The organism is Pseudomonas sp. Fl4BN1 (assembly GCF_009908285.1).
Classification (GTDB): Bacteria; Pseudomonadota; Gammaproteobacteria; order Pseudomonadales; family Pseudomonadaceae; genus Aquipseudomonas.
Map to the genome: position 1 here is coordinate 1 of NZ_JAAARM010000122.1, position 414 is coordinate 414.

At 71.5% G+C, this 414-nt stretch carries 1 protein-coding gene; it reads left to right on the forward strand.

Going from position 1 to position 414, the window contains the following annotated elements:
• Nucleotides 1-414, forward strand: a 414-nt coding sequence (locus GV818_RS33855) for a helicase HerA-like domain-containing protein (protein ID WP_161778760.1), incomplete at both ends; no start/stop codon positions are given.

Consider the following 414-nt stretch of genomic DNA (forward strand, 5'->3'; position numbering starts at 1 on the left):
CCCAGACCCCGAAGGACATCCCCGGCGACGTCCTCGCCCAGCTCGGCAACCGGGTCCAGCACGCGCTGCGCGCCTTCACCCCGGACGACGCGAAGGCGCTCAAGGCGACAGCCAAGACCTTCCCCACCTCCGAGCACGATCTCGAGGAGGTCATCCCTGCGCTCGGCACTGGTGAGGCGATCGTGACCGTGATGAGCGAGGACGGCGCCCCGACGCCGGTCGCGATCACTGCGGTGCGCGCCCCGGAGAGCTCGATGGAGCCTGCCGGCGAGCAGGTCATCAAGGAGTCCGCCGCGGCCTCGCCGCTGATGAAGGACTACGGCGAGGCGGTGGACAACGAGTCCGCCTACGAGATCCTCCAGAAGCGCGCCGCGGCCGACGCCGAGGCCGAGGACGCCGCGGCCGCGGAGAAGG